The sequence below is a fragment of the Scopulibacillus daqui genome, from assembly GCF_016908855.1.
GTDB lineage: Bacteria > Bacillota > Bacilli > Bacillales > Sporolactobacillaceae > Scopulibacillus_A > Scopulibacillus_A daqui.
In genome coordinates this window covers 65,897-72,089 of record NZ_JAFBER010000015.1, presented here as the reverse complement: position 1 = coordinate 72,089, position 6,193 = coordinate 65,897, and the positions used below count along the sequence as shown (strand labels likewise).

Below are 6,193 nucleotides of genomic sequence, written 5' to 3'. Positions count from 1 at the left end.
CTCCAAGTTAATTCTCTAGTTGTATTTATTCATTATATAAAAAAGTACCCTATAGGTAGACTTTTTTATGTGTCTACTCTATAGGGTACATTTTAGTTTGGATGCGGGGCTTTTTTTATGAGCAAATGATTTAGAAAACGATGGAATTTAAATTTTAGAAAGGGGAAGATGTGTACAAAGAAAAGGGTGGAAGAGATCAAAGGTTTTGGTGATGCAACAGGAGATGAATAGGGGCTTAAACTAATCCTGAGCATTCAAAAATAATCAGTTCGAAATTTAGTTTCTACTGATCAATGTTTATAACATTAAGGCTGGGAGATAGTTCCCAGGCCTTATGAATTTATGATTTCCATTATACGATTGGCTTTCACTCTCAAATCTTTAAGCTATATTCATTAATTGCTTCTTTAATAGCATTAAAGGCTTTATGAACGGTATCGATATCGGTTTCGTGCCCGAAGGATAGCCGGATAAGTTCTCTTGCTTCATCCTTAGTTCTGCCCATGGCCAATAGTGTTTGAGAAGGCTCCTGATGTCCGGCTTGGCAAGCCGATCCTGTTGAAATAGCTACCCCTTTTTGGTTTGCAGACAGCATGACAAGCTGGCCTTCCAACCCTTTTATTCTTAAGGCTAATATATGCGGCAAAGTGCTGATAGGGTCACTTTCAATAGCGATGGGATAACCGCTGTTTTTAATTAAATCAATGAAATGATTCCGAATCGCGTCTATTCGCTTGTATTCTTTATCCATAATGCTTATATGTTCGGAAGCGGCCGCAGTAAAAGCGCCGATGCCTGGAAGATTAACTGTACCGGGTCTTAGTCCGCCTTCATGTACGGTGTCTGGAAATAGCGGTTGGACAGAGGCGGATGGTGAGATATAACAAGCCCCGACGCCTTTAGGACCGTATATTTTATGGCTCGATATAGACAGGCTGGTGATATGTGCCCTTTTTACATCTAACTTTAACTTTCCAAAGCTCTGTACGGCATCACAATGAAACAAAACTCTTCTTTCGCTTAATATGGCCCCGATGGTATCAATGTCCTGAACAGCACCTGTTTCCCCGTTTACATGCTGAATGGCGGCGAGTACAGTATCATTCCGAATGCTTTTCACCAATGCCTCAGGCGATAATTTGCCCTTTTCATCAATCGGGAGGTATGTCACTTCATAACCATGCTCTAGCTCCAGTTTCTTTAATAAATTTAATATTGACGAATGTTCACTCTTAATGGATAGGATATGTCGGCCTTTATGCCTATATCGTTTTAATAAACTTAAAACAGCGAGTATATTGCTTTCGGTTCCGCCGCTCGTAAAGTAAATGCCATTAGGCTCTGCACCTAATGCATGAGCGACTTCCCCTCGGCATTTTTCCAAAATGGCTTTTGCGTTTGTACCATTGTCATGAAGACTTTCCGTATTGGCGTAGACATCTGCTGCCAGCTTTGTATAAACATCTAATGCTTGTTTTGACATAGGTGTTGATGCGGCATAATCAAGATAAATCATCAGGTAACCTCCAAAATTAGGTCTTGATAATAGTTTAATAATATGTAAAGATAGGTGTCAAGACATATGAATTAACATGAGGGAGTCCTTATCATGAAAACATGCCAGACGAATACGTTGATCGTTGGGAGCGGGTTGTCAGCCTTGGCAGCCGCGCACCAGCTTAACTCCCGCCAGCATGTGATATTAATCACAAAGTGTGAGGAAAGGGACAGCAACTCATATATGGCTCAAGGAGGGATAGCGGCAACAGCGCCAGAGGGTGATGATTGGCTGGCTCATTTTGAAGATACCTTAAAGGCCGGCCATAACTACAATAGCCCCGAGTCGACTTCATTTATGATTAGGCAAAGCCGTCCAATCATTGATTGGCTGCTTTCTATAGGCGCCCCTTTTGATCGTGATGATTCAGGAGGCATTCATTTGACAAGGGAGGGCGGTCATCGCGTCAGCCGTATTTTACATGCGGGCGGAGATGCGACTGGTGCCTATCTTATTAATCATATGCTTAGCTTGCTGGACAGTCTGGAGATTCATACCAATACACAGGCTATGGATCTTTTGGTGGACGGCGGGCGCTGCTTTGGATTATGGGCTCGTGATGAACATAATGACATTGTGATTTATCTTGCCAATCAAGTGATTATAGCCACAGGCGGTTGCGGGCAAGTCTATGCGCCAACAACCAATAACCCTTCCGTTACAGGCGATGGATTAGCGATGGCCTATCGTGCCGGCGCCGCACTGGTTGATATGGAATTTGTCCAATTTCATCCGACGCTGCTTTCAAAAGACGGGCAAGCTTTCGGACTTGTTTCTGAAGCCGTAAGAGGTGAGGGGGCGAAGCTGGTCAACCAAAAAGGCAAGCATATCATGTCAGGCGTTCACGAATTAGAAGACTTGGCGCCGAGGGATATTGTTGCCCGAACGTTATATCAAGCAAAAATGTCAGGTGATGACATTTATTTGGATATTACAAAAGTAAACGGCTTTGAAAATCGTTTTCCAACCATTACAAAGTTATGTCAACAGGCTGATATTGATTTATCAAAAGGTTTGATTCCGGTCAGCCCAGGCGCTCATTTTCTTATGGGCGGCATTAAGACTGACTTATATGGAAGGACAAATATTAAGGGGCTTTATGCTTGCGGAGAGGCGGCTTGTACAGGGGTTCACGGTGCCAACCGGTTAGCCAGTCATTCGCTGTTAGAGGGCATTACATTTGCCCTTAATGTTGCGGAAGCCATACGCCGGGAATCCGCTGTTCAAAATCAAGAACCGCCCCGAATGATTGAGAATAAAGTTGATATAGATTGTCCGGAGAAAGCGGCTATTCAGCAATTCATGTTCGAAAATGCCGGCATTATCCGGCATCAGGAAGGTTTGGAAACGCTGATTCATTGGTTTGAAGATCATTTGCCTCAAGGATTGGATACGATGGTTGGCCAGCCGTCAAAAGCGGCCATGGAGAGAATCAATCTTTTAACGGTCGGCTGGCTGATTGCCACTTCGGCATTGCAGCGAACAGAAAGCAGAGGCAGTCATTTTCGCAGCGACTATCCTGAAAAAAACGATAAAGAATGGTTAGAACAAAAAATTGTAAAGGAGAGAAGGGCTGTTGAATCCTATTAAACTAAAAATGATGCTTCAAGCGTTTTTTAATGAAGATATTGGCAGCGGTGATGTAACAAGTCTATCCATTTTTGAGCCCGGAGCTGTTGCCCAAGGGGTTTTGACAGCGAAATCATCAGGGGTCGTATCCGGGGTTTCCATCATAAAAGAAGGCTATCGCCTGTTAAGCCAGGATATTGCTGTAGAGACGCTTATCAGTGATGGAGAGGTTGTTGAAGCGGGGCAGAATCTTGCAGTCGTAAAAGGCCCTGTGCAATCTGTCTTGACAGGTGAGCGTGTCTTATTAAATTTATTTCAAAGAATGAGCGGGATTGCAACGACAACATATGAAGCCGTCCAACGGCTGAATAGTTCAAAGACTAAAATTTGTGATACGAGGAAAACGACGCCGGGCCTGCGGATGCTTGAAAAATATGCGGTCAAATGCGGCGGCGGCCATAACCATCGGATCGGATTATATGATGGCGTCATGATTAAAGATAATCATATTGCTTTTTGCGGCAGCATCACAAAGGCTGTCGAGCGTGCTCGGCAGCATGCCGGTCATATGGTAAAAATCGAAGTTGAAACCGAAACGAAAGAACAAGTCATTGAAGCGGTTGAAGCAGGAGCCGATGTCATTATGTTTGATAACAGGAAATCGGAGGAAGTCGCAGCGTTTGTTGATTTGGTTCCTCATCATATCATTACTGAAGCGTCGGGCGGCATCCAATTGGAAGATCTTCCTCTTTATCGTCATACAGGCGTTGATTATATATCGCTTGGATTTTTAACACATTCTTACCGTGCTATGGATATCAGTTTCAATCTTAAAGAAGGTGTAAAAAGTGAGTGTTATTGAATTCATTCAATCTCAAACGGGCATGCCGGAGGATTATAAAAACTTATCAGCATCAGAAATGGAAAAAAGAGTGAAAGCAATTAAAGCCGAATTCGGATCTAAATTATTTATGCCAGGCCATCATTATCAAAAGGAAGAAGTTATCCAATTTGCAGATGTGACAGGTGATTCATTAGAACTAGCCAAAATTTCGGCTCAAAATAATGAGGCTGAATATATTGTTTTTTGCGGTGTTCACTTTATGGCCGAAACGGCTGATATATTAACAGGACCTTCGCAAAAGGTCATTCTGCCGGATATGCGGGCGGGCTGTTCAATGGCGGATATGGCCGATATCTATCAATTAGAACGTGCGTGGTACGAACTTCAAAAGGTTTATAGCGATACGATCATACCTTTGACATATGTTAACTCTACAGCTGAAATTAAAGCCTTTGTCGGCAGGCATGGCGGGGCAACAGTCACTTCATCTAATGCAAAAAAGATGCTGCAATGGGCTTTTGAGAAGAAGCAGCGCATTCTTTTCTTGCCGGATCAGCATTTAGGAAGAAATACCGCGGCGGATTTAGGCATTCCTTTGAAAAATATGGTGGTATGGGATCCTATTCAAAATAAATTTGAAGGTCATTATCATGATGAAACGTCAATGATTTTATGGAAAGGGCACTGCTCGGTTCATGAAAAATTCACGGTAGAAAATATTCATCAATGCCGTAAGGACGACCCTGAGATAAAGGTTATCGTTCATCCTGAGTGTTCTTATGAAGTTGTTCAGGAAGCTGATGATGCCGGATCAACAAGACATATTATCGAGACGATTACTAACGCCGAAAGCGGCAGCCATTGGGCCATCGGAACAGAAATGAATCTCGTTCAGCGTCTGATTAAACAAAATCCGGATAAAGTGATCAGGTCGTTAAATCCTTATATGTGTCCTTGTCTAACAATGAACAGGATTGACTTGCCGCATTTATTATGGTCGCTTGAGAAAGTAGCGGAAGGTGAACCGGTTAATGTGATAACTGTCGATCCAGAGACAGCTCGTGATTCGCAGACTGCGATTGAGCGGATGTGGCAGTTAAGCTAATAAGAAAAACGGATGATTTCTGTATTGGAGATCATCCGTTTTTTTAATAATCATGTTAAATGATTGAATTTTTGAACCATTCATTTATTATCATAAGTAAAGTAAATAAGATTAAATATTTTTTACAGATGGGCAAGAATGATTGCAGTCAAATACGATTTGTGCGGCAATCAGTATAATTTATTATAGACTTTACTCATCAATCGGAAGGTTTGGGGGCGGTGAATTTGGAGAAGGAATCTTTCAATAAACCTGCGGTAACCCATAGGGAGATAAGACAGCCATATTATTATAAATTGCTGTTTGTCTACCTATTATCTGCGGCCGGCGGCTGTGTCGATGCAATGAGTTATCTTGGATTGGGGGAGGTCTTCACAGCCAATATGACAGGCAATACAGTGCTTTTGGGGGTTAAATGGGTTGACGGAGATATTAACTCACTGTTTCTTTCTGCTCTTTCACTTGTCGGATTTTTTATCGGGGTGGCTATAGGCTTCACTATGACTGAAAGCGTACAAGGGGATTTGTTTCGCTCGCAGCGCTTGATAAATACAATTGTAATGGAAGCGGCACTTCTATCCGTATTGGCTGTCTTTATCCATTTAACAAACGGCATGCCCGGCAAAGGATGGATCAGGCTTCTCGTTTTTATTGCTTCAGCGGCAATGGGCATACAAAGCACCATAACCCGCCGAATCAATTTACGCGGCGTTGCAACAACGTTTATCACAGGCATGATGGTATCCGTTGTTGAAACCATTACTAAAAATACGTTAGACTCATGCCGGCGTCAGTTAACGAGTGACAAGTCAGCCGGTGCTTCTTCGAACTGGGGATTTCAGCTATTTTCTTGGCTGATTTATCTATTAGGCGGCGTTATCGGCGGCTGGTTCACTTTGCATTATCCAAAGTATTTCGGCTGGCCGGCAGTTGCTATCATTGGCATGGCTATTATGGTGATGATAGTCTTTCGTTTGGATAAAAGAATGATTGATAAGCCGAGACAAAATCAAGGTTCCAGGCCAAATGTGTCTGGCTGATGCTGAAATGGCCAACCGGCGGGAAATCAATCCTCATCAGCATCGTTTAATGAATAAAAACAGTGTATAAAGAAAAA

At 42.7% G+C, this 6,193-nt stretch carries 5 protein-coding genes; 4 read left to right on the top strand and 1 reads right to left on the bottom strand.

The genetic code is table 11. The features are described from left to right. Positions 1 to 373: 373 nt before the first annotated feature. Entirely contained in the window at positions 374 to 1,516 is a 1,143-nt protein-coding gene (locus tag JOD45_RS11325; protein WP_205004001.1) for an IscS subfamily cysteine desulfurase, read from the bottom strand. Between the two features lie 93 nt (positions 1,517 to 1,609). On the opposite strand from JOD45_RS11325, the gene nadB reads away from it, so the two are divergent. From nadB to JOD45_RS11305, 4 genes are all read left to right on the top strand, one after another. Beyond that, entirely contained in the window at positions 1,610 to 3,148 is a 1,539-nt protein-coding gene (gene nadB, locus JOD45_RS11320) for an L-aspartate oxidase (RefSeq protein WP_205004000.1), read from the top strand. Further along, positions 3,135 to 3,989: a carboxylating nicotinate-nucleotide diphosphorylase gene (gene nadC / locus JOD45_RS11315; RefSeq protein WP_205003999.1), complete on the top strand. Its 855-nt coding sequence runs from the start codon at positions 3,135 to 3,137 to the stop codon at positions 3,987 to 3,989. Before nadB ends, nadC begins: the two co-directional genes overlap by 14 nt. After that, entirely contained in the window at positions 3,976 to 5,076 is a 1,101-nt protein-coding gene (gene nadA, locus JOD45_RS11310) for a quinolinate synthase NadA (protein ID WP_205003998.1), read from the top strand. Before nadC ends, nadA begins: the two co-directional genes overlap by 14 nt. 227 nt (positions 5,077 to 5,303) lie before the next feature. Next, a complete protein-coding gene (locus JOD45_RS11305; RefSeq protein ID WP_205003997.1) occupies positions 5,304 to 6,116 on the top strand; it encodes a YoaK family protein in 813 nt (270 codons plus the stop codon). Positions 6,117 to 6,193: the final 77 nt, after the last annotated feature.